The sequence below is a fragment of the Citrobacter sp. W9 genome (assembly GCF_026719375.1).
Taxonomy (GTDB): domain Bacteria; phylum Pseudomonadota; class Gammaproteobacteria; order Enterobacterales; family Enterobacteriaceae; genus Citrobacter; species Citrobacter werkmanii.
The window spans coordinates 140579-164607 of sequence record NZ_JAPPTE010000003.1 but is presented as its reverse complement, the minus strand read 5'-3'; the positions used below and the strand labels follow the sequence as shown (position 1 = coordinate 164607).

Below are 24029 nucleotides of genomic sequence, written 5' to 3'. Positions count from 1 at the left end.
CTTTACTCAGAGAGTATTATGCCGCTCCGTTCAACGCACTTCACACCCGCCTGTGTCGCATTTATTAAGCAATGGCAAGGCCTGTCGCTGGAAAAGTATCAGGATAAACATGGAATTTGGGTGATAGGTTACGGGCATGAAATTGCCGCAGACGAAACCTTTGATACCCCAATTACGCTAATGCAGGCAGAAGCCCTTCTGCTCGCCGATCTGCATCTCTGTGAGGCGTTACTATATGAAAAAAAACCGCAAATAAAAGATCGGTTTCAACAAGAGACGTTAATTGCGTGGATATTCAGCGTGGGAATAACCCGATTTAACATGACAGAAATTTGGCCTTAAGCTATTTCACAGCCAGAAATTTTCTGACTGTGAAATTTACGTCAATTAAATAGCGTCGTTTAACATCATTGCCGCCTGCGTACGATTTTTTACCTCCAGACGCTGGTAAAGCGACTCAAGATGGGCTTTTACCGTTCCGGTACTGATATTTAACAGTCGGCCAATTTGTTTATTCGACTCGCCCGCGGCCAGCATAGTCAGAATTTCTCGCTGACGCGCACTGAGCGATCTTATATTTTGGCGGCTACTCTCAGTCACTGTAATACAGTCTCTGGGGATAAACATCATGCCCATCGCGACACTATTGAGCGCCAGTGTGAAGGTTTCCGCGTCAGAGTCACGTGGAACAATGGCCAGCACGTTTAAATGCGTGACCTCCTGTAGCCATCTTTTCCGGCAATCCGTTGCTGTTACCAGCACTTTTACCGCCGAATAGCGTTGCGCGATCTGTTGCAGCAAGTTGCGGCAGAACTCAGCATCAAGATCGCCATCCAGCATTACCATTGCATCAGGGTTGTCTTCCAGCTTCTGCCACAGGTCATCTGTCTGACTGACACCCTGAACATCCACTCCTGGAATACGTTGCTGTAAACTTACATTCATTCCATGAATAAATATTGACTGCCTGTCAAACATTATTAACTGCATTATTTATCTCCGTCTGAATAAGATATTAGCCTTAGCGCGCGGAAGGGTATTACCCATAGGGTAAAATAAGAAGTCACCATTTGGCGGGGGGCCATTGTACCGATAGTCGTAGAAGAAAGAAGCAGAAATTATGATTAGTTACAGCTCAATCAACAGAATCACACAAAGAAACAAAAACAGAGAAATATATTAAGTAAATTCTTATATTTTGACGCTCATGTATATTAATTAATATTAATTATATGCAGTCTATATTTTTGTCGAAAAATAAGGAATGCAAACCATCATTCAAATATGTTACAAAATAAAAAATCGCATTAAATGCTTATTCAGCCAATATCTGGCTGAATAAGACACGACGGGTTACAGGAACATTCCGCCGGAGACCTCAATACGCTGCGCCGTCATCCACGCCAGCTCATCGCTGAGCAACGCGGCAATCGCGTCACCGATATCATCCGGCAAACCAACTCGCCCCAACGCTGTTTGCGAAGCAATGTACGCATTCAGTTGCGCGTTATCCCGCACATTTCCACCGCTAAAATCGGTTTCTATCGCGCCGGGGGCAATAATATTGGCCGTAATTCCGCGCTCCCCCAGTTCTTTTGCCTGATAACGGGTTAACACTTCCATCGCCCCTTTCATAGCCGCGTATGCGCTGTAACCCGGCAGCGCAAAGCGCGCAAGTCCGGTTGAAACATTGAGGATCCTGCCGCCTCTGTTCATCAGCGGTAAAAGGTTCTGCGTCAGGAAAAAAGGACCTTTAAAATGGATATTCAAAAGTTGATCAAATTGCGCTTCGGTGAACGCCGGATACGGCGCGTTAATACCAATCCCGGCATTGTTCAATAAATAATCAAAGGTGTCGCTTTGCCACTGGGTCTGTAAGGTTTCCCGCACCTGTTTTATAAACTGAGGGAATGTTGAAATATCCCCGACATTCAACGGTAATGCCGCTGCTTTACCGCCAGATTGGCGAATTTCATCCACAACCTGCAGCGCTTCTTTTTCATTGCTGTTCCACGTCAGGATGATACCGATTCCTTTGCTTGCCAGCTTAAGCGCCGCGTTTTTACCGAGTCCACGACCACCGCCGGTCACCAATGCGATACGTTGCGTCATAAGAAACCTCATTTCATGTGTAGTGAAGATTGAGACAAAGCTTATTAGGTGGTAGAAAAACAATAAATATCGCTGATTGCGCATTACTGTTTCATACAGAACAACAATAGGGCATGAGAATGGATAAAATTCACGCAATGCAGTTGTTCATCCGCGTCGCAGAACTGGAGAGTTTTTCGCGTGCAGCGGACACCCTTGGACTACCTAAAGGTAGCGTATCGCGACAAATCCAGGCCCTGGAAAATCATCTGGGCACGCAGCTGTTGCACCGCACCACCCGACGCGTCCAGCTCACACAAGACGGCATGATCTATTATGAACGCGCGAAAGATCTGCTAAGCAATCTGGATGAACTTGATGGACTATTCCATCACGATTCGGCCAGTATCAGCGGCAAGCTGCGCGTGGATATGCCGGTGGGCGTCGCGAGAAATTTGGTGATGCCTCGCCTGGCAGCCTTCTTGCATCAATATCCGGGACTTGAACTCGAACTCAGCAGCAGCGATCGGCTGGTGGACTTGATCCGCGAAGGTTTCGACTGCGTCGTACGCGTAGGTACGCTGAAAGATTCAGGGCTGATTGCCCGTCCGCTGGGTAAACTCACGCAGATTAACTGCGCCAGCCCAGAATATCTGGCCCGCTTTGGCTACCCGGAAAGCCTGGAAGATTTAGCCTCGCATGCGGTGGTGCATTACTCGGTGAACCTGGGAACGCGTGCACAAGGTTTCGAGGTGGCGACAGGCAACGGTACTCAATGGGTTAAAACCGGCGGCATGCTGACGGTGAACAGCACGGAAACCTATCATGCAGCGTGCCTTGCCGGCCTGGGCATTATTCAGGTGCCACGCGTCGGCGTACGCGACGCCCTGCGCGCCGGTACGCTGGTCGAGGTGTTAGGGCAGTATCGTGCCGAGCCGATGCCGGTTTCTCTGTTGTATCCGCATCGCCGCAACCTCTCCCGCCGGGTTCATCTGTTTATGGAATGGCTGACCGGCGTAATGAAAGATTATGTGGACTGACAAGCTATACTGTCTTGAGAATGAACAGAACAAGGAATACTGGCCTGATGACGCAGGAAAAAGAGATAAAACGCCCCATTCAGGAACTCGAGCACGCACCGATCCCAAAAATTGAGACCCAGGAGCGTGAAAAAACAGAAACCAACGGTACGACCAACCAGGCATTGCAAACAGCCCTGACCCTCGCCGATAAAATTCAACGCCAGCCCGTCATCGCCCATATGATTCGAGCCGCAGAGCGTTTTAATGACCGCATGGGAAACCAGTTTGGCGCCGCTATCACCTACTTCTCGTTCCTGTCGATGATCCCTATCCTGATGGTGTCATTTGCCGCCGCCGGTTTTATTCTCGCCTCCCACCCTACGCTGTTGCAGGATATCTTCAGCAAAATACTGCTTAACGTCAGCGACCCGACGCTCGCCTCCACGTTAAAAAACACCATTAACACTGCCGTTCAGCAGCGAACCACCGTGGGTCTGGTCGGGCTTGGGATCGCCCTTTATTCCGGGATTAACTGGATGGGTAATCTGCGCGAAGCGATTCGTGCCCAGTCGCGAGATGTCTGGGAGCGTACGCCGCAGGATCAGGAAAAAATTTGGGTTAAATACCTGCGCGATTTTGTTTCATTGATTGGTTTGTTGATTGCGCTGATTGTCACTCTGTCCATTACTTCTATCGCCGGTTCCGCCCAGCAGATGATTATCTCTGCGCTATATCTCGACGGCATCGAATGGCTGAAGCCCGCCTGGCGCCTGATCGGCCTGACCATCTCTATTTTCGCCAACTATTTGCTTTTCTTCTGGATTTTCTGGCGACTGCCGCGTCACCGACCACGTAAGAAAGCACTCATTCGCGGCACATTTATCGCGGCGCTGGGGTTTGAAGTTATCAAAATGATCATGACCTACACGCTGCCGTCACTGGTGCAATCGCCGTCAGGCGCGGCGTTTGGTTCCGTGCTTGGACTGATGGCGTTCTTCTACTTCTTCGCTCGTCTGACGCTGTTTTGCGCCGCCTGGATAGCCACGGCGGAATACAAAGATGACCCGCGAATGCCGGGGAAAACGCAATAGCCACCGCCGGAATAGTTGTCAATTGCCGGATGGCGCTGCGCTTATCCGGCCTACAAACTCACCCGTAGGCCGGATAAGACGCGTGCGTCGCCATCCGGCAATTATAATGCCGCCTGTTCTTACTGATTTAGTGAATAAATCCAACCCGTAACTTTTATTTAACCAAAAACCAGTTTTATCATCCAAGTTTTAAATTATGTGAAGCATTTCATGGAAGTGAAATCTTCAGCCTGAATATTATCCCCTTTTTGCTCTTTTTTTGACCAATTGCAGGGTTTGTTACAGATTGAAATATCGCTTTTGCTGTGCGTAATATGGCCTTTCGTTCGGCCAAAAATAAGAAAATATTATGCAAGCAACAGCCACAACACTCGACAACGAACAGGAACACACCCCGGTCAACTCGCGCAATAAAGTTGTCGTCGCCTCACTCATTGGTACCGCCATTGAGTTCTTCGACTTCTATATCTACGCGACCGCCGCGGTGATCGTGTTTCCCCATATTTTCTTCCCGCAGGGAGATCCGACCGCGGCTACGCTGCAGTCCCTCGCCACCTTCGCTATCGCTTTTGTGGCCCGGCCAATCGGCTCCGCGGTGTTCGGCCATTTCGGCGATCGCGTAGGCCGTAAAGTCACGCTGGTTGCTTCACTGCTTACCATGGGGATTTCAACGGTTGTCATTGGCCTGCTGCCGGGCTATGAAACTATCGGCATTTTCGCCCCGTTGCTGCTGGCACTGGCGCGTTTTGGTCAGGGTTTAGGTCTGGGCGGTGAGTGGGGCGGCGCGGCGTTGCTGGCAACGGAAAACGCGCCGCCGCGTAAACGCGCGCTGTACGGATCATTCCCGCAACTGGGCGCGCCTATCGGCTTTTTCTTCGCCAACGGCACTTTTCTGCTGCTCTCCTGGCTGCTGACCGATGAACAGTTTATGAGCTGGGGCTGGCGCGTACCGTTCATCTTCTCTGCGGTACTGGTGATCATCGGCCTGTACGTTCGCGTTTCATTGCATGAGTCCCCGGTCTTCGCCAAAGTCGCTGCAGCGAAAAAACAGGTGAAAATCCCGCTGGGTACCTTACTGACAAAGCATATTCGCGTAACGATCCTCGGCACGTTCATCATGCTGGCGACCTATACACTGTTCTATATCATGACCGTCTATTCGATGACGTTCAGTACAGCCGCCGCGCCTGTAGGGCTTGGCCTGCCACGTAATGAAGTGTTGTGGATGCTGATGATGGCGGTAATTGGCTTTGGCGTTATGGTGCCTGTGGCGGGTCTGCTGGCCGACGCGTTTGGTCGCCGCAAGAGCATGCTCATCATCACCACGCTTATCATTCTGTTTGCGCTGTTTGCCTTTAAACCGCTGCTCGGATCTGGCAATCCGGCGCTGGTGTTCGCTTTCCTGCTGCTGGGTTTAAGCCTGATGGGACTGACATTTGGTCCGATGGGCGCGTTGCTGCCGGAGCTGTTCCCAACCGAGGTTCGCTACACGGGCGCATCATTCTCATATAACGTTTCGTCGATTCTTGGCGCTTCCGTTGCCCCGTATATTGCCGCATGGCTGCAGGCTAACTACGGTCTGGCAGCGGTAGGAACGTATCTGGCATCGATGGCGGCGTTGACATTGATCGCGCTGCTGTTAACCCATGAGACCCGTCATCAGTCATTATGATTCTTTTGCCGGATGCGGTGTAACCATCGCATCCGGCCTGACATCACTTCTTCATTTGCGACAGTATCGCCCGGCACTGGTTGGCTTCCCCTTCGGAAGGAGAAATCAGCGCCAACAGTGCCGCCGCTGGAGTGACTAACGTGGCTAATGCGGCGGCAACCGCACCACGCGCAATCAATGGCCCAGCTTTTACACCTGCCTGCGGGTTCTTGAAGGTCCCGCGAACATACAACGGCGAACGCAGCGTAATAATACGAATACCTTTGCTCTCTGGATCGATGGTTAAATCCAGTTGCTCAGAGGCAAAACTCGCGGTCCCGGTCACATTGATCACCGCATTTTCCGTATCAAAAGCAAAGATTTGAGGACGCGCCACGCCGTTAACGATATCCAGATTCGCCGCCGCGCAGTTCACCCGGACCTCATCGTCACCAAATATCTGACCAACGAGATAGTTACCCAGATTTAATCCCACAATTTCCATCAGATTCCGGCTGATTAAGCCGTCGTTCATCAGCAGCTTCAGGTTGCCATTGCTGTTTCCCAACAGCGCGGCCACCGAGTTTCCGCTGCCGCTAAATTTAGCGTCACCGTTCATTTCACCGAGCGTTTTCTGCATCAGTTCTACATCCGGCATGAGCTCTTTTAGCTTCAGGCGGCGAGCCTGAATATCCGCCTGCCCACGCATCGGCTTTTTATCCCCTTCCAGATGGATTCTGGAAACAATGCTGCCTCCCGCCAGGCCAAATTTCAGCGGCTGCAGGCGCAGGTCGGCATTTTTCAGGATGATATGGGTGGAGAGATCGCTAATCGGTAGGCTGCTGCCGTGTTCAATGCGCCGACCTTTGAAACGTACGTCAGCATCCATCACATTCCATTTGTCAGTTTCGAAACGGTCATACGGTAAGACTTTATCGGCAGGCTGGACGCTCTTCTCACCTTTGCGCTGTTCAGACTGTTTGGCCTTTTCCGCGCCTTTCCCCGAATCCACACCAATCAGCGGTCCCAAATCAGCCAGTCTCAGCTGGCGTGATTCGACGTCCCCTTCCAGTTTCGGACGCGGCTTACCGGTCGTATAAGTTAGCGTCCCATGAATATCGCTGTCGCCAATGCGGCCATTAAAATCGCGGTAATCAAAAACGGAGGATTTTTCCGGGTCGATTTTCGCCACCAGACGCCCGTCGGTTTCAAACGGCGGCGTATCCGGGAGCAGCACCCCCGTCAAATCGTACAAATCCCCTAGCGAATCACCCGAGAATTTAAGCCGCAGATCCACGCCGCCCATATTCATCGGGTCATTTACCGTACCGGTAAATGCTACGCGCGTATTGCCCGAGCGGAAATCAGCCTGCACCGGGAAAGGGGTTCCTTCGCCCCTCAGCGCCAGCATCCCGCCTATTTTTCCGCTACCGCTTAGCGGTTCGTCGTTATAGCGTCCTTTGGCCTGCAAACCAAATACGTAATCCTCAACGCGGGTTTGACTCTCTTTACTTTTTGCGCCCGTCACTTCGCTAAAAGGCAATGGCTTACCCAGCGGATCGACCAGGATCTCAAGCTCCGAGCGGGTCACCTTATCGTTAATAGCGATGCGTCCTTGATCGAAGAGAATATTATCCAGCCGGAAAGACCACGCAGAGGGCGACGCATTAGGATCGCGGTTTTCATCTTCTGCGAGGGTAAAGGTCCAGTTATTGTTTTTTTCCGACAGGCGAATAAGGCGCGCATCAGGCTTTACCAGCTTGACCCACGGTAGCCAGACGGTTTTTGTCAGCAATGCCAGCGGCGCGAGCGTGGCTTCCACACGGGGAAGATGCACCATGGTGACGTCGGGAATGTCCGGCGGGTTGCCAAGGATAATATCCTCGGCATGAACGTGCGGCCACGGAACCCAGCTACGCCAGCCGGTTTCCTGCTTCTGGCGCTCCCAAACCACGCCCAGATCGCCCCGTATGGCGAAGGGCCGGTTGAGTTCTGTAGAGACTTTCTGGTTGATGGTCGGTTTGAGCCGGTTCCAGTCAAATGTCGCAATCACAATGATGAATACGACGATCAACAACAAGAAAACCCCTAATACCGATACGGTTATTTTGCCTGCTTTTGTCATAGTTAGCGTCCTCACTTCCTTCCTTGCCTGTCCTAAAGATAGTCCAGCAGGGCAAAATGAGGGACGCTACATCCGAATCAAAGCGACAGGATCACCTCTTCGAGGGTGTGCAGAGGTACTGGACGAGAAAGAAAATAGCCTTGCGCCGCGAAAGCCGGTGAGTTTTGCACATCACGCCACTCTTCAAGTGTTTCAACACCTTCAACAATCACCCCGCGGCAATAGCGGTTCATCAGCTGTAACAACAGCGTGAAGAGATTGCGGCCTTCCGGCGTCTGGCGCAGCATGACAAACAGATCCCGCGCCACTTTAATATAGTCGTAACTCACTTCGCTCAGGGCCGAGAAGTTCGCCATTCCGGTACCAAAATCATCCAGCCAGAGGGGACCAAACTCGCACATTGAGGCGAACGACGACCCCTTCGGCAGGCGGATATGCTCCACCAGCTCAAAACGCAGCCACGGCAGGCATTCGATGATTTTCAGGATTTCAGGATCCTGGCGCATCGCAATCAGCGTTGGGCCATCGACATTCACTGAAGCCAGCAGGTTATTGGCTCTGAAAAAGTCCTTTTTCAGCTCAAGCTGCAGGAGCTGCTCTTTCACGACCTCTATACGGTGTCGGACGGCCACTTCAGCAAAATAGCGATCTGGCGCAATACGTTGGGCAGGATTATCAGGATGGGTCACGACGGTCAGCAGTTCAACGGCCATCAGCCGTCCGTCGGTCTGGTAAATCGGCTGATAGGTGTAAGCACGCTCGCACTGCAGCCAATAGCGTCTCGCCTGCAAGCTTTCGATACTCGCATCGGGCGTAATGAGCTGCTGGGTAACCTGCTTTATCATCAAAGATGTCCTGTAAATAAGAGTGTGACTGACCGGACTCGTCAAAGGTTATCGGCGCTCAGGCGCAGAACTTTACGTTCCGCCGCAGGCAAAATAAAAACCAGGCGGCAAAAAACAACGCAGAACACGTGCTGGCTCAAAAAAATAATGGAACGTTGTTTTAATATAGTTGACCACTTAACACCCACAGCGCACACTAACGCTAATTTTTTTCAGAGCAGGTTACGACTATGTCCAGAAAGATTGCCGTGATTGGCGAATGCATGATTGAGCTGTCACAGAAAGGCGCCGACGTTCAGCGCGGATTCGGTGGCGACACGTTGAATACATCCGTTTATATCGCCCGCCAGGTCGATGCGGCGGCGCTTTCGGTACACTATGTGACTGCACTGGGTACTGACAGTTTCAGCCAACAAATGCTGGACTCCTGGCAGGGTGAAAATGTTGACACCTCATTAACCCAGCGTATGGAAAACCGCCTGCCGGGACTCTACTACATTGAGACCGACAGCACCGGCGAGCGCACCTTCTACTACTGGCGTAATGAAGCTGCCGCAAAATTCTGGCTGGAGAGCGAACAGTCCGCCGCGATTTGCGAAGAGCTGGCGACATTTGATTATCTGTATCTGAGCGGAATCAGCCTGGCGATTCTAAGCCCGGCCAGCCGTGACAAACTGCTGACGTTACTGCGTGAATGCCGCGCTAACGGTGGAAAAGTCATTTTTGACAATAACTACCGCCCACGCCTGTGGAGCAGCAAAGAAGAAACGCAGCAGGTTTATCAGCAGATGCTGGAATGCACCAATATCGCGTTCCTGACGCTGGATGATGAAGACGCATTGTGGGGTGAAAAACCTGTAGCCGAGGTGATTACCCGTACTCACGCGGCTGGCGTTCAGGAAGTCGTGGTGAAGCGCGGAGCAGACTCTTGTCTGGTTTCTATCGAGGGTGAAACGCTGATCGACGTCCCGGCCGTTAAATTACCGAAAGAGAAAGTGATTGATACCACCGCAGCGGGAGACTCCTTCAGCGCCGGGTATCTGGCGGTACGTCTGACCGGTGGCAATGCCGCCGATGCCGCAAAACGCGGTCACCTGACGGCAAGCACGGTGATTCAGCATCGCGGGGCGATTATCCCACGCGACGCTATGCCGCAATAACGTGTTGTTCTTGTAGGCCGGGCAAGCGAAGCGCCCCCGGCCTACCCACCCAAGGCCGGATGGCAGCGTAATCGCCTTATCCGGCCTGGAGGTTACTGTACCGGCGGGATATCCGTCACTTCAGGATGTGATTCATCCGTTTCTACCGGCGTTGCCGCCGCGGTAACGGGCGCCATAATGCTATCCCACGTCGCCTGCAGTTCCTTCATATTGAATTCAGGCTCCCCCTTCGGCTGCAGCAGAATTAACGCCATATCTTGCGACAATTGCTGGCGCAGATCCTGATTCAGCATCTCAACGTTCAGACTGTTGAGGAAGCTCTGGCGTAAACGCTGATACTGTTCAGGCGCGATATCCACCACCTGATTTTGCAGCGAGCGCAAACGCTGGCTGATCAAAATGTCGGTATCGGTACGGCCATAGGTGGCAAACAGTTTCTGCAGTTCCAGATTTTTTTGCGCCACCAGCGCATTGAACTCTTCTTCCGGCAGGCCCTTATCACGCACTTTCGCCAGCTCACGCGCAACCGTACCGAGGTTCGCATTGAGCTTACCGTTCGGCGATTCCACGTTGATAGCGCACTGGGCACGCAGGAACAGCACCCGACAATCAAATCCAAGGCCGATATCTTTGGCATTGTTTTTGGTCAGTTCCTGCTGAATATGCCAGAACAGCGCTTCACGGGCTAAATCAGCGCGCCAGTAGCGCAACAGCGCAGCGGATTCACGGATTGGCTGCCACGGCGTGTCCCACATGATGGAAAGGCGATCCTGACGTACAGCATCGGTCATAATGCTCACGGCTTCCGCACGCAGCGGCGAAAGCGTCGGCACCGGCGCTGGGGTTTCCCGTTTTCCTTTTAACTCGCCAAAGGTTTTATTGATTTGTTCAGCCACGCTGCGCGCATCTACGTTACCCACGATAATCAGCGTCATCGCGTCCGGGGTATACCATTTCTGGTAGAAGGAGTGGATTTTCGCGGCATCGACAGGCGTTTTCAGGGGATCGGCTGGATCGTGCCCCAGCAGGGTTGATCCCTTCAGACGGTAACGCCACCACCCCTCTTTGGTATCGGACGGCCAGGTTGCGACCATATCTTCGCTACTCAGCGCATGATTAACCGTTTCAGGAGTGATGCTCAGATTGCCGGAAATATTCGCCAGGTAAGTAAGTGACTCTTTCAGCAAGTCGTTACGGCTGTTAGGCAGACTGAGGTTATATAGCGTGGAATCATAAGAAACGATAACGGGCGGCATGGGACGTTTGGGATCGAACCCCTGCTGCCACAGTGAACGGGCTTGCGTGGCATCAAGGCCACCGCTTTGCGTCAGCGCGATACGCGGGATCGCATGGCTGAAACCACTCTGTTGCGTACTTTCGGTGAGTGAACCGGTATTGACCAGCAGGCGAACCTCAATACGGTCGCTGGGGCGCTGGGGAGTGGCTAGCACTTGCCACTGTAGACCATTTGCCAGCGTGCCCTGTTGCCACGCCGGGTCAGGCTGGAGCGCATCTGCCTGCACATAGCCGGCAGTGGCCATCATCAGCAAGCCGCCCGCTAAAAGTCGAATTTTTGTGCCCTGCATGTGAACCCCTGATCAACTATCCTGGTAATAAAAAGACAGCCCGCGAAAGGACTCTCTGAATATGACGTTAAAAACACTTCGTGTTAGACCGCAAGAACATGAAAATGTCACGGAGGAAGTGAAAAAATCCCGACGCCGCCGAATCGACGGTTTCAGGCACAGGGGGTAATTATGCGCAAACACCCGCAGTCCTGGAAGGGACTACGGGCATAAGTGACGAGATTAAGAGGATAAATCGTGCGTTTTGCCATCCGGCGCACGATTATTCAGCGTGTCATCCAGCTTTTTGGTATCCAATTCTTTCACCCATTTAGCCACAACGACAGTTGCCACACCGTTACCAATCAGGTTGGTCAGCGCACGGGCTTCAGACATAAAGCGGTCAATACCGAGAATCAGCGCCAGGCCAGCGACCGGTAAATGCCCCACCGCAGAGATAGTCGCGGCCAGAACAATGAAGCCACTCCCGGTTACACCCGCAGCCCCTTTTGAGGAGAGCAGGAGCACGACCAGCAGGGTTATCTGATGGAAAATATCCATATGACTGTTGGTGGCCTGAGCGATAAACACCGCCGCCATCGTCAGATAGATGGATGTCCCATCAAGGTTAAACGAGTACCCCGTGGGTATAACCAACCCGACAACCGACTTCCGACAGCCCAGTTTCTCCATTTTATCGAGCATACGCGGCAGTGCGGATTCAGATGAAGACGTACCCAGTACGATCAGCAGCTCTTCACGGATATAGCGGATGAATTTGAAGATGCTGAAGCCAGTCGCGCGAGCAATGGAACCCAGTACCAGAACCACAAACAGAATACAGGTGATGTAGAAGCAGATTATCAGCTGCCCCAGTTGCACCAGCGTTCCGACGCCATATTTACCGATGGTAAAAGCCATGGCACCGAAAGCACCGATCGGTGCCAGGCGCATGATCATATTGATGATGCCGAAAATAACCTGCGAGAAGCTTTCAATTACGTTGAAAATCATCTGGCCTTTGCTGCCCAGACGATGCAGAGCAAAACCAAACATTACCGCAAACAGTAATACCTGCAGGATGTTACCGCTGGCAAACGCGCCAATGACGCTCGCAGGGATAATGTCCATCAGGAAACCTACGATCCCCTGGTCTTTTGCCTGTTCGGCGTAAATCGCTACCGCTTTGGCATCCAGCGTTGCCGGATCGACGTTCATCCCGGCACCGGGTTGCACCACGTTGACGATGATGAGGCCGATGATCAGCGCAATCGTACTGACAATTTCAAAATAGAGCAGTGCAACCGCACCGGTGCGGCCTACTGCTTTCATACTTTCCATGCCTGCAATGCCGGTCACGACAGTACAGAAGATGACAGGTGCGATGACCATCTTGATGAGCTTAACGAAAGCATCACCAAGCGGCTTCATTTGGGCGCCTAATTCAGGGTAGTAATGGCCAAGGAGAATACCAATGGCAATTGCTGTCAGGACCTGAAAGTAAAGGCTTTTGAATATAGAGGTCTTCATAGGGTGTCCTTAAAGTAAAAACCACAGGTCTTGTAAGGTTTTGTTTAACCTGCGGCCTTAAAGTAACACCCACTCAACATGACAGAAATGCACCTGGATCATAATTGATACAAAAATGTTAAAAATTTTGAGCTGGCTCGCACAAGCGAGACCTTTTTTAACTTTTGTAATCAGCGCCTTCCGGTGCCAGATAGCGTTCTTCAAAGATATTTGCCGGAACTGGTCGGGCAAACAGGAAGCCTTGCGCCACTTCCACCCCTGCTTGTGATAACCATTCGCGTTGCGCTTCCGTTTCAACGCCTTCGGCGATCATCTGCAAGTTGAGACTGTGTGCCAATTGAATGATGGCGGAGATCATGCTGCAATCTTCGGGCACGCCATCGACAAACATCTTATCAATTTTGAGTACATCCACCGGTAGCGACTTCATATGCTGTAGCTGTCGCAGACCCGCATACCCCATGCCAAAATCGTCCAGCGCGATGCGCACGCCCGCGTTGCGCAGCGGTCGCAAAATGGCCACCGCGGCATTGGGATCGTCAATATGTCGGCTTTCAGTCACTTCGAGGATCAATGTGCCAGGCTTAATGCGATAGCGCGTTAACAACTCCAGCAGATCAGACACCATATTGGGGTGCATCAACTGGAGAGCGGATAAATTCACCGAGAGCGGCAGCATCAGACCGCGTTCTTGCCAGGCTGACAGCTGGCGGCATGTTTCTTCCAGCACCCAATAACCGACTGTCACCATCAGACCACAAGACTCAATTCTGTCGATTAACCCTTCTGGCAGCTCCCAGCTACCGTCCGGCTGCTGCATCCGCAATAATGCTTCTGCGCTCAATACCTTGCCGCTGGACATCTCTACCTGGGGCTGCATCCAGAGCGCAAACTGCTGGTTATCCATGGCGGTTAAAATATCGTTCTCCTGGGTTAAACGCTGCTGCGCCTCTTCCATTTGCAACGGATCAAAGAACTGAATTTGGTTTTTACCTTTATGACGCGACGTTAACACGGCGGAAAGGGCGCGGCGGTAGAGCTGCTCTGCGGTTAAATCACCATAAAACATCGCCACCCCGATGTTGCAGTTCGGACGTAGTTGAATGCCCTGAATCGGTAACCGCTCATTAACGATAGTGAGTACTTGCTGACCTAGAGTAATAGCATGCCAGGGTTCTTTTACACCATGCGCGATGATGGCGAAGTCATAGCCGCTCACCTGGGTAAGCACCATTCTGGGGGCCAATACGGATTTCAGTTTTTCGACTAACGTCAGCAGCAAGATTTCTCGCTGAGTTTCGGTTAACACGCCCGCGGTATCACGCAGGGTTTCACAGGTGACAATCATCAGTGCCGTCGTTTGCTGACGCGTCACCACCTGCTCCAGCAATCCCATTAAAAACGACTTGTTGGGCAATTCGGAAACCGGGAAGCGCATCGAATGGTCGCTTTGCTCTTCGCTATGGCGTTTGATGAGCTGCTGATTAAGGTTGTAGCTACGCACCAGCATACCAATCTCATCATCCTGATGCAGACGTGGTAATGCCAGTTGATAGCCAATCAGATCCTGCTGTTGAATGTCGTTCAGCTCGCGAGCGATTTTGCGCAATGGGTGCACAATCAAACGGTTAATACACCATGAGATGGCTACCGTGAGTATTAACGATAAAAGTAAGTAAATGGTCACTAACGTTGAGAGCGTGCTCATCACAAACTTGTACATGCGGTACGAATCCGCCTGCAGCACCAGATACGCCAGCGGCTGTGGGTTCGCTGAGCGCTCAAGTGAATAGACCGGCAGCGAAATTTGCACCGGAAGCTCAAACAGGCGGGTCACCGTAACGGGAACCGGGCGTTCGGGAATAAAGCTCATCCGCAGCGCCTGAAACTGATTAGGCAGCACCACATCAGCGCGGCTGACCACGCCCGCTGGCCGAATGCTGCGTAAAATGGCTTCCGCTTCGGGAATATCCCCTTTCAGGATAGTGTCGGAAAGAGGTTCACGGACGGAGCGAGCGATACTTTCCAGTTGTGTAGCCGTGTTATAGCGGTTCTGCTGTACCAGATGGAACAACAAAACGGTGCAAAAAATGAAAACAAACACCATGACAACGGCCGCGACCATTGCCATCTGCTTAATTGTTAACGAGCGACTGACACGCAAACTGACTCTCCACGGATAGACGAAACTGCCGTCAGAGTATACCCGATCGTAGCGGTATTAAGAGAGACGGTATCTGAAAACTTCCCAGCGTGCATTATCGCGACAGGATAGGCACCTGACGACGAGATTTATCTGCATTTAAGCCGAAAAAGGCCGCAAGGTCACCCCTGCGGCCTGGTTCGGGCGCATATTGCCATCACGGCAGGCAGACGCCCACTAAGCGCATTACTTCCTGTTACGTAGCCAGCTCACAATCAGACTGGCAATAATACCAGCGATGATTGGAGCCGCTAAATCGTGCCAGAAGGCCACGCCTAACTGTACGAGCGTCATATAGCCGCCTGTGTTGCAATGGCAACTGTTCGCGGCTATCCTTAACTTGTCTGGAGTCAAGTTAGCCCCCGTTTTGTTGCCAGGTTTATACTGAACAACGTGCGGGGGTTTTCTCTTTCCAGCAACCGATGCCGCCGGGGATCAAGCCCCCGCAACATTGCGCCTCACCGGGAATTCCCGGCTTGCCGCTGATTCTACGGTAGCCCATTCGCCATATCACTGCGCAATATTCCGCTCTGCGTAGCGCCTCGCACTTCACCCTTTTCTCGCCAGTACGCTGGAAAGATTCTTGCCAGTTGGCAACATTCCTGCCGACCATCAATCAAGGAAAACACATAACCCATTGATATCTATTAATTCATTTTCTGGCACAGCGATTGCTATTTGAGTGTGAGCTGTTCTGTTCCGAATTAAAGGAGATATCATGTCTGACTGTCGTACTTACGGATTCAACACCCAGATCGTTCACGCGGGGCAACAACCCGACCCTTCAACTGGCGCGCTCAGTACGCCTATTTTCCAGACTTCAACATTTGTATTTGACAGCGCCGAACAAGGTGCCGCCCGCTTTGCGCTTGAGGAGTCCGGGTACATTTATACTCGTTTGGGTAACCCCACCACCGATGCGCTGGAGAAAAAGCTGGCGGTGCTGGAAAGAGGTGAAGCCGGACTGGCAACCGCGTCCGGTATTTCTGCCATCACCACAACGCTGCTGACATTGTGCCAGCAGGGTGACCATATCGTTTCCGCCAGCGCAATTTACGGCTGCACCCACGCGTTTCTGTCGCACAGCATGCCGAAGTTCGGGATTAACGTCAGCTTTGTCGATGCGGCGAATCCTGAAGAAATTCGCGCCGCCATGCGCCCGGAAACCAAAGTGGTGTATATCGAAACGCCCGCCAACCCGACGCTCTCATTGGTTGATATTGAAACGGTGGCCGGTATTGCCCATCAGCAAGGCGCAGTGTTGGTGGTGGATAACACCTTTATGTCGCCGTACTGTCAGCAGCCTTTGCAACTGGGCGCAGACATCGTGGTGCACAGCGTCACCAAATATATCAACGGTCACGGGGATGTGATTGGCGGCATTATCGTCGGCAAGCAGGAGTTTATTGACCAGGCGCGGTTTGTGGGGCTGAAAGATATCACCGGCGGCTGCATGAGTCCGTTCAACGCCTGGTTAACGCTGCGCGGCGTTAAAACACTGGGCATTCGAATGGAGCGCCACTGCGAAAATGCGATGAAAATCGCCCGCTTCCTGGAAGGGCATCCATCCATCACCCACGTTTATTATCCCGGCCTCTCTTCACATCCGCAGTATGAGCTTGGCCAACGGCAGATGAGTCTGCCAGGAGGAATTATCAGCTTCGAAATCGCCGGCGGCCTCGAGGCTGGCAGACGGATGATCAATTCTGTAGAATTGTGCCTCCTCGCGGTCAGTCTCGGTGATACCGAAACCCTCATTCAGCACCCAGCGTCTATGACACATTCGCCCGTTGCGCCAGAGGAACGGCTTAAAGCAGGTATTACCGACGGGCTTATCCGTCTTTCTGTGGGTCTTGAAGATCCAGAAGATATTATTAACGACCTTGAACACGCCATCAGAAAGGCAACATTCTGACCACTACAGTCTGAACCGACGCCGATCGGTTCAGACTGTTGAGAATCAAGGCACAACAGTCTGGCTATACGCGCAATCCTTTTCCGGGGAGAGCGTGTATTTTGGGCAGGGGGTTCTATGCAGGACAACACATTACAATTAAGCAACAATACAGCAACCGCCGTACCAATCTCAAAAAAGATACCGTTTACGAAATACGATTTTGGCTGGGTATTACTCTGTATCGGCATGGCAATTGGCGCCGGAACAGTACTGATGCCGGTACAAATTGGCTTAACAGGTATTTGGGTATTTATTGTCGCCTTTATTATTGCTTATCCCGCAACTTATATTGTGCAGGACATTTATTTAAAAACATTATCAGAGAGTGAAACCTGTAATGACTATACCGATATTATAAGTCATTATCTGGGGAAAAACTGGGGCGTATTTCTTGGCGTCATCTATTTCCTGATGATTATTCACGGCATATTTATTTATTCCCTATCAGTAGTATTTGACAGTGCCTCTTATATCAAAACTTTTGGCTTGACCGAGGCCGACCTTTCGCAGTCAATAATCTACAAAGTAGCCATTTTTGCCGTGCTGGTCGCCATTGCATCCGGGGGAGAAAAGCTGCTGTTCAAAATCTCGGGTCCGATGGTAGTAGTAAAAGTGGGTATCATCATCGTGTTTGGTTTTGCGATGATCCCGCACTGGAACTTTAGCAATATCAGCGCGTTTCCTGAAGCCTCGGTTTTCTTTCGCAACGTGCTGTTGACCATCCCGTTCTGCTTCTTCTCAGCGGTGTTTATTCAGGTATTAAACCCAATGAACATCGCTTATCGCAAACGGGTGGCTGACCGGGTACTGGCGACGCGCATGGCGATTCGCACGCATCGCATCAGTTACATTACGCTGATTGCGGTTATTCTGTTTTTCTCCTTCTCTTTTACCTTTTCTATTAGCCATGAAGAGGCCGTTTCGGCCTTTGAGCAAAATATTTCCGCCCTGGCGCTGGCAGCGCAGGTTATTCCAGGACAAATTATTCATATCACCTCAACGGTACTGAATATCTTCGCCGTATTAACGGCGTTTTTTGGTATTTACCTGGGATTCCATGAGGCCATTAAGGGTATTATTCTTAACATCCTGAGTCGCGTCATTGACGTTGAGAAAATTAATCCGCTGGTGCTCACGCTGGGTATTTGCACATTTATTGTGATTACTCTGGTTATTTGGGTGTCGTTCCGCGTATCGGTGCTGGTATTCTTCCAATTGGGGAGCCCACTGTACGGGATTGTGTCGTGTATTATTCCGTTTTTCCTGATCTATAAAGTGACGCAGTTAGAGAAATTGCGCGGTGTTAAAACCTGGCTGATTCTGCTGTACGGAATTCTGCTGTGCCTGTCGCCATTATTGAAGCTGATTGAATAACCCGTCTAACGCGCCGTCAGCCACTGGCGGCGCTTAACTCACACTCTCCAACTGATAGCTGCGAATTTTATTCAACACCGTGGTATGCGACACCCCCAACGCTTTAGCGATATGCCGCGACGACACATTATCTTCTACCATTTGTTCGATGAGTTGGCGCTCAGCACTAAGCACTTGTTCTTTAAAAGGGCGTTCCGTTGGGGCTTGTTCAACCGCAGGTAAATTCACCATTCCCAGTTCGTCCAGGGTAATGACATCCGATTCCGCCATCAGCATCAGACGAATAATGGTATTTTCCAGTTCACGAACGTTTCCCGGCCAGGCGTGATGATGCAAGGCCGCAAAACAGGCTTTATCCAGGATTATCCGGCGCTGGAACTCCTTCGCATACTTCTGCACAAAGTGGCGAATAAGCAGACTAATATCCTGCGGGCGCTCCCGTAAGGGAGGAATGGTGAGTGAAAGTACGTTGATCCGATAATAGAGATCGGCGCGCAACAGACGTTGTTCCACCATCTCTTCCAGATTAGCGTTGGTTGCCACAATAATACGTACATTAACCGGTATAATTTGTGCGCCGCCAACGCGACGAATCCCACCATCCTGAAGCACGCGCAGTAATTTAGCCTGTAAGCTCAGCGACATTTCACCAAACTCATCAAGAAAAAGGGTGCCTTTATCGGCCATTTCAAACAGCCCTTTTTTGCCTTTACAATCTGCGCCGCTAAAGGCTCCTTTCTCATAGCCAAAGAATTCACTCTCCATCAGCGACTCAGGCAATGCAGAGCAGTTGACCGGAATAAACGGATAAAACCGCCGCTTCCCGGAATTATGGATAGCCCGAGCCAGTAGCTCCTTGCCGGTTCCGGTGTCACCGCGGATCAGAACGGTATATTTGCTGTCGGCAATTCTGATCGCCTTTTCGATAAGCAAGCGCATGCTCTGGCTAGTGCAAATAATGTCAGAGAAATAGCGCGGGCGTTCCGGCTCGGACGTTGACAGTTCGCTTATCTCTTCACACAGGTAAGCGACATTAATAATATCGGCTCGCTGGCTCAAACACGTTTGCACGTAGGAAATATCCTGCAGCTGGCGGCACCAGGATTTAATCAGGATCCGTCCCGGTGTGACTTTCATTGAGATGATATTGATATCACAGCAGGAAAATTCCTTCAGGACATCCTCAACCATCGATAGTCGATCAATTGTTTTAATATCCCAGCGTATCGTGACCACATTTGCTCCTGATCGTTAGCAACTGCGAAATCGCTATTTCTGTGACAAAAGGGTATCTGACTACATTTTAGACGCTATGGAATAATGTTCTGCCAGAGGACTCACATTGTGGACGTAAAAACAAAATATAAAAAAACCGGAGCACAAGGCTCCGGTTATTAGGTCATAACCCACGTTTATCGCTGTGGGTTTTCATCCTGGTCCACGGCGAAACAGGCCACCAGTTGACCGCCATAATCTTTCAACTGCGGCTGAAGCTGGGTACACGGACCAAAACGACGGCGGCAGCGGGCGTTGAACGCGCAGCCCGGCGGCGGATTCAGCGGGCTTGGCAGCTCACCGGTCAGCTTGATACGTTCGCGGCGGTCGTCCGGATTCAGACGTGGCGTGGCTGAAAGTAGCGCCTGGGTATACGGATGACGCGGATTATTGAAGATCTGATCCTTGGTCCCTTTTTCCACACAGCGGCCTAAATACATCACCATCACTTCATCGGCAATGTGCTCCACCACCGACAGGTCGTGCGAGATAAAAACGTAGGACAGTCCAAGATCCTGTTGTAAATCCATCATCAGATTCAGGACCTGCGCACGCACCGAAACATCGAGCGCCGAGACCGGTTCGTCGGCTATCACCACGTCCGGGTCCAGCATCAGACCACGGGCAATGGCGATACGCTGACGCTGGCCGCCGGAGAACATATGCGGGTAACGATCGTAGTGCTCAGTTTTTAGCCCCACTTTCGCCATCATCGCCAGCGCTTTTTCACGCCGCTGCTCTTTGCTGAGCGTGGAGTTGATCAGCAACGGCTCTTCCAGAATCTGCCCCACTTTCTTACGGGGATTCAGGGAGCCGTACGGGTTCTGGAACACAATCTGGATTTTCTGCCGACGCAGCTTCTGCGCTTGCGGATCGTGCTTGAGCAGATCCTGCCCCTGGTAATACAGCTCACCGCCAGTTGGAACTTCAATCATCGTCAACAGGCGGCCAAGCGTGGATTTTCCACAGCCGGACTCACCTACTACCGCCAGCGTTTTACCGCGTTCAAGAGTAAAGGAGACGCCGTCCAGCGCCTTCACCAGGCGCTCAGGGGAAAATAATCCCTTCTTTACCGGGTAGTGTTTTTTCAGATCGATAGCCTGCAACAGTGGCTGTTGCAAGGTGGCCTCATGCGTACTCATAGTGTGGGCCTCCCGGCATCATCAAGTGGGTAGTGGCATTTCGACTGACGACCGCCTTCCAGCAGATTCAGTTCAGGTTCTTCAGCGCGGCATTTGTCGGTTGCATACGGACAGCGCGGGTTCAGCAAACAGCCGTTCGGACGGTCATATTTACCTGGGACCACGCCTGGCAACGAAGCCAGACGCGCTTTATCCTGCGCAAACTCCGGTAGCGCACGTAGCAATGCCTGGGTATACGGATGACGCGGCGCGCGGAAAATATCCTGCGCAGCGCCGGTTTCCACGACCTGCCCGGCGTACATCACGATGATTTTGTGTGCCGCTTCCGCCACCAGCGCCAGGTCGTGGGTAATCAAAACCAGCGCCATATTCTCTTTTTGCTGCAACTCCAGCAGCAGCTCAATGATCTGCGCCTGAATGGTCACGTCCAGCGCCGTCGTCGGTTCGTCGGCAATTAGCAGCTTCGGACGACAGGCAATCGCCATCGCGATCATCACGCGCTGGCTCATCCCACCGGACAACTGGTGCGGATACACGTCCAGACGCGAGGCCGGATCGGGGATCCCCACCAACGTCAGCAGGTCAATCGCCCGCTGAACGCGCGTTTTTTTATTGCCGCCCTGATGCACCTTGATGGCTTCCATAATCTGATAGCCGACGGTGTAGCACGGGTTAAGGCTGGTCATCGGATCCTGGAAAATCATCGCCACTTCTGCACCGACTAACTGACGACGCTCTTTCTCAGAGATGCGCTTCAGGTCACGACCGTTAAACTCCAGATTTTCGGCCATCACGCGGCCAGGGTAATCAATCAACCCCATAATCGCCAGCGAACTGACAGACTTACCAGAGCCGGATTCACCCACAATGCCAACCACTTCCCCCTGGTTCACACTGTAGCTAATGCGGTCTACGGCGCGGAACTCGGAGCCTACGTCGCCGAAGTGCACCGATAATTTATCTACATTTAATAACGCCATCTCGAACCTCTTACTGCTTCAGTTTGGGATCGAGCGCGTCACGCAGACCGTCACCCATCAGGTTAAATGCCAGCACCGTCAGCAGGATCGCCAGCCCCGGGAAGGTCACGACCCACCAGGCGCTTTGGGCAAACTGCAGAACGTCAGAGAGCATGGTGCCCCATTCCGGCGTAGGCGGCTGTGCGCCCATCCCCAGAAAGCCGAGGGCAGCCATATCGAGAATGGCGTTAGAGAAACCAAGCGATGCCTGAACAATCAGCGGCGCAAGACAGTTAGGCAAAATATTGACGAACATCTGGCGCATCGCACCGGCACCCGCCACGCGCGAAGCGGTAACGTAGTCGCGGTTGACTTCCACCAGCACGGCGGCGCGCGTCAGACGCACATAGTGCGGTAACGCCACGAACGTCAGCGCCAACGCGGCGTTGCCAATCGAAGGACCAAATACCGCCACCAGCACCAGCGCCAGTAACAGGCTCGGCAGCGCCAGCATGATATCGACCACGCGCATGATGACGTTATCGATAATCCCGCCAAAATAACCGGCGACCAGCCCGAGAATTACGCCCATCAGCAGGGAGAGCACCACGACCAGACAGCCGACCAACAGCGACAGACGCGCGCCGTACATCAGACGCGAGAGCACATCACGGCCCACATCGTCAGTACCAAACAGGTGCGCCATCGTGCCGCCTTCCTGCCACGCAGGCGGCGCCAGCAGCGCATCACGGAACTGCTCAGCCGGATTATACGGGGCGAGAACATTCGCAAAGACCGCAATCAGAATCATGATGACAACATAAACTAGCCCGACAACCGCGCCTTTATTACGCTTGAAATAGTGCCAGAACTCCTGCATCGGGGTCATTGGCACCGGTGCGGCAATAACTTTATTTTCAGTAACCTGTGACATGATGGCCCCTTACTTCTTATGACGAATACGCGGGTTCACCACGCCGTACAGCAGGTCTACCAGCAGGTTGACGAGAATAATCATCGTCGCGACCAGTAACACCCCGCCCTGCACTACCGGATAATCGCGGCGCTGTAGCGCATCGATCAGCCAGCGTCCCAGCCCAGGCCATGAGAAGATAGTCTCAGTCAGGATCGCCCCGGCAAGCAATGTCCCAACCTGCAGGCCGATAACGGTCACGACGGGCAGCATGGCGTTACGCAAAGCGTGAATAATGATGACGCGCATCCGGGTCAGACCTTTGGCACGGGCGGTACGAATGTAATCTTCACCCAGTACTTCCAGCATTGATGAACGAGTCATACGCACAATTACCGCCAGAGGAATGGTACCCAGCACCATCGCGGGCAGGATCATATGCGCCAGCGCATCAATAAAGTTACCCTCTTCGCCCCAGATGGCGGTATCTATCAGCATAAAACCGGTCAGCGGGTTGGAGTCATCAAGGAATACCATGTCGCTCACCCGGCCGGAAACCGGGGTCAGGTTTAACTGCACGGAAACCAGCATGATCAGCATCATGCCCCACCAGAAAATCGGCATAGAGTAACCGGTCAGCGCCAGGCCAACGGCGGTGTGATCGAAAATGGAGCCGCGCTTCACGGCAGCAAGTACCCCCACCGGAATACCTACTGCGACGGCGAAAATCATCGCGCAGACGCCGAGTTCCAGCGTGGCTTTAAAACGAGGCACGAACTCATCCCACACAGGTAAACGGCTTTTCAGCGAGATACCTAAGTCACCATGCATAACCCCCCAGATATAATGGAGGTACTGCTGCCACATCGGTTTATCCAAACCAAGTTCGGCCAGCAGTTGAGCATGACGCTCAGGGGAGATCCCACGCTCACCCGCCATGATCATTACCGGATCGCCGGGGATCATATGGACGAAGGCAAAAGTGAGAAGAGTGATACCGATAAACGTGGGGATGACGAGTCCCAAACGTCGGAGAATGAACTGCAACATAACCCGGATTCTCTCTAATGACGCACGGCCTGGAACCGTGAGTCTGTATTGCTCACAAATCTTATCCCACGCAAAC

20 protein-coding genes are annotated in these 24029 nt (G+C 52.2%); 7 read left to right on the top strand and 13 right to left on the bottom strand.

What is annotated here, in order from left to right:
* Window positions 1-18 precede the first annotated feature (18 nt).
* Entirely contained in the window at window positions 19-342 is a 324-nt protein-coding gene (locus OOJ59_RS07220; protein ID WP_069323754.1) for a glycoside hydrolase family protein, read from the top strand.
* 45 nt (window positions 343-387) lie between these two features.
* Here OOJ59_RS07220 and OOJ59_RS07215 read toward each other — a convergent pair whose 3' ends face one another.
* Both OOJ59_RS07215 and OOJ59_RS07210 read right to left on the bottom strand, forming a co-directional pair.
* The gene (locus OOJ59_RS07215) at window positions 388-990 is read right to left on the bottom strand and encodes a helix-turn-helix transcriptional regulator (RefSeq protein ID WP_160955353.1); all 603 of its coding nucleotides are present in this window, start codon (window positions 988-990) and stop codon (window positions 388-390) included.
* 363 nt (window positions 991-1353) lie between these two features.
* The gene (locus tag OOJ59_RS07210; protein ID WP_159121634.1) at window positions 1354-2112 is read right to left on the bottom strand and encodes an SDR family NAD(P)-dependent oxidoreductase; all 759 of its coding nucleotides are present in this window, start codon (window positions 2110-2112) and stop codon (window positions 1354-1356) included.
* Between the two features lie 119 nt (window positions 2113-2231).
* On the opposite strand from OOJ59_RS07210, the gene OOJ59_RS07205 reads away from it, so the two are divergent.
* From OOJ59_RS07205 to OOJ59_RS07195, 3 genes are all read left to right on the top strand, one after another.
* A complete protein-coding gene (locus OOJ59_RS07205) occupies window positions 2232-3131 on the top strand; it encodes a LysR family transcriptional regulator (protein WP_038635118.1) in 900 nt (299 codons plus the stop codon).
* A gap of 47 nt (window positions 3132-3178) precedes the next feature.
* On the top strand, window positions 3179-4204 hold the full coding sequence (gene yhjD / locus OOJ59_RS07200) for an inner membrane protein YhjD (protein WP_121529674.1): 1026 nt from the start codon (window positions 3179-3181) through the stop codon (window positions 4202-4204).
* A gap of 349 nt (window positions 4205-4553) precedes the next feature.
* The gene (locus OOJ59_RS07195; protein ID WP_069323751.1) at window positions 4554-5876 is read left to right on the top strand and encodes an MFS transporter; all 1323 of its coding nucleotides are present in this window, start codon (window positions 4554-4556) and stop codon (window positions 5874-5876) included.
* A 43-nt stretch (window positions 5877-5919) separates the two neighbouring features.
* On the opposite strand, the gene OOJ59_RS07190 is transcribed toward OOJ59_RS07195, so the two are convergent.
* Together OOJ59_RS07190 and pdeH are read right to left on the bottom strand one after the other, a co-directional pair.
* Window positions 5920-7980 (bottom strand): AsmA family protein, encoded by a 2061-nt coding sequence (locus OOJ59_RS07190; RefSeq protein WP_160955354.1) that lies wholly within the window; start codon window positions 7978-7980, stop codon window positions 5920-5922.
* A gap of 77 nt (window positions 7981-8057) precedes the next feature.
* Entirely contained in the window at window positions 8058-8825 is a 768-nt protein-coding gene (gene pdeH, locus OOJ59_RS07185) for a cyclic-guanylate-specific phosphodiesterase (RefSeq protein WP_038635128.1), read from the bottom strand.
* Window positions 8826-9055: 230 nt separating this feature from the next.
* Between pdeH and OOJ59_RS07180 the strand changes: the two genes are divergently transcribed.
* A complete protein-coding gene (locus OOJ59_RS07180; protein ID WP_160955355.1) occupies window positions 9056-9985 on the top strand; it encodes a sugar kinase in 930 nt (309 codons plus the stop codon).
* 92 nt (window positions 9986-10077) lie between these two features.
* On the opposite strand, the gene OOJ59_RS07175 is transcribed toward OOJ59_RS07180, so the two are convergent.
* The 4 genes from OOJ59_RS07175 to OOJ59_RS07160 all read right to left on the bottom strand — a co-directional run bounded on the left by OOJ59_RS07175 (window position 10078) and on the right by OOJ59_RS07160 (window position 15577).
* Window positions 10078-11571: a M16 family metallopeptidase gene (locus OOJ59_RS07175; RefSeq protein ID WP_038635132.1), complete on the bottom strand. Its 1494-nt coding sequence runs from the start codon at window positions 11569-11571 to the stop codon at window positions 10078-10080.
* A 222-nt stretch (window positions 11572-11793) separates the two neighbouring features.
* Window positions 11794-13080, bottom strand: coding sequence for a C4-dicarboxylate transporter DctC (dctA, locus tag OOJ59_RS07170; protein ID WP_006687518.1), 1287 nt, complete (start codon window positions 13078-13080; stop codon window positions 11794-11796).
* Between the two features lie 157 nt (window positions 13081-13237).
* On the bottom strand, window positions 13238-15244 hold the full coding sequence (gene hmsP, locus OOJ59_RS07165) for a biofilm formation regulator HmsP (RefSeq protein WP_038635134.1): 2007 nt from the start codon (window positions 15242-15244) through the stop codon (window positions 13238-13240).
* A gap of 225 nt (window positions 15245-15469) precedes the next feature.
* Window positions 15470-15577: a type I toxin-antitoxin system toxin Ldr family protein gene (locus tag OOJ59_RS07160; protein WP_038635136.1), complete on the bottom strand. Its 108-nt coding sequence runs from the start codon at window positions 15575-15577 to the stop codon at window positions 15470-15472.
* 424 nt (window positions 15578-16001) lie between these two features.
* Between OOJ59_RS07160 and megL the strand changes: the two genes are divergently transcribed.
* Both megL and OOJ59_RS07150 read left to right on the top strand, forming a co-directional pair.
* Window positions 16002-17198, top strand: coding sequence for a methionine gamma-lyase (gene megL, locus OOJ59_RS07155; RefSeq protein ID WP_061380953.1), 1197 nt, complete (start codon window positions 16002-16004; stop codon window positions 17196-17198).
* 117 nt (window positions 17199-17315) lie between these two features.
* Complete coding sequence (locus OOJ59_RS07150) at window positions 17316-18614, top strand: aromatic amino acid transport family protein (protein WP_038635139.1); 1299 nt, start codon at window positions 17316-17318, stop codon at window positions 18612-18614.
* A 33-nt stretch (window positions 18615-18647) separates the two neighbouring features.
* Here the strand turns inward: OOJ59_RS07150 and OOJ59_RS07145 are convergent, their stop codons facing one another.
* The 5 genes from OOJ59_RS07145 to dppB all read right to left on the bottom strand — a co-directional run bounded on the left by OOJ59_RS07145 (window position 18648) and on the right by dppB (window position 23953).
* Complete coding sequence (locus OOJ59_RS07145; RefSeq protein WP_085049071.1) at window positions 18648-19850, bottom strand: sigma-54 interaction domain-containing protein; 1203 nt, start codon at window positions 19848-19850, stop codon at window positions 18648-18650.
* A gap of 176 nt (window positions 19851-20026) precedes the next feature.
* Window positions 20027-21031 (bottom strand): dipeptide ABC transporter ATP-binding subunit DppF, encoded by a 1005-nt coding sequence (gene dppF, locus OOJ59_RS07140; protein ID WP_038635143.1) that lies wholly within the window; start codon window positions 21029-21031, stop codon window positions 20027-20029.
* Window positions 21028-22011, bottom strand: coding sequence for a dipeptide ABC transporter ATP-binding protein (dppD, locus tag OOJ59_RS07135; RefSeq protein ID WP_087857187.1), 984 nt, complete (start codon window positions 22009-22011; stop codon window positions 21028-21030). Before dppD ends, dppF begins: the two co-directional genes overlap by 4 nt.
* A 10-nt stretch (window positions 22012-22021) precedes the next feature.
* Window positions 22022-22924, bottom strand: coding sequence for a dipeptide ABC transporter permease DppC (dppC, locus tag OOJ59_RS07130; protein WP_038635146.1), 903 nt, complete (start codon window positions 22922-22924; stop codon window positions 22022-22024).
* Window positions 22925-22933: 9 nt separating this feature from the next.
* Window positions 22934-23953: a dipeptide ABC transporter permease DppB gene (dppB, locus tag OOJ59_RS07125; RefSeq protein WP_032940634.1), complete on the bottom strand. Its 1020-nt coding sequence runs from the start codon at window positions 23951-23953 to the stop codon at window positions 22934-22936.
* Between the last annotated feature and the right edge of the window lie 76 nt (window positions 23954-24029).